Origin of the sequence: Micromonospora sp. DT46, from assembly GCF_049841735.1 — a bacterium.
In the GTDB taxonomy this organism is placed as follows: Bacteria; Actinomycetota; Actinomycetes; order Mycobacteriales; family Micromonosporaceae; genus Micromonospora; species Micromonospora reichwaldensis.
Genome location: NZ_JBNCKW010000044.1, coordinates 1 through 230, shown reverse-complemented (window position 1 = coordinate 230; position 230 = coordinate 1). Strand labels below are relative to the sequence as shown.

At 60.4% G+C, this 230-nt stretch carries 1 rRNA gene; it reads right to left on the bottom strand.

The features are described from left to right. Positions 1-168 precede the first annotated feature (168 nt). Positions 169-230, bottom strand: a 16S ribosomal RNA gene (locus tag ACLQ20_RS31380); the annotation flags it as partial.

The window sequence follows — 230 nt, the reverse complement described above, 5'->3', positions numbered from 1 at the left end:
TCCCAGCCGCACCAGGACTCCGTTCCCACCACCCGAAGGCAGCTGTACTAGGAAGAACCCGGCCGTTGCCAGGAAAAGACTCGCCAGTGTCTCCGCCATTGAGCACCCCACCACCACATTCGGGCAGTGCGGGCTCCTTACCGACTTTCGTCGGAAGGTGCTCCTTAGAAAGGAGGTGATCCAGCCGCACCTTCCGGTACGGCTACCTTGTTACGACTTCGTCCCAATCG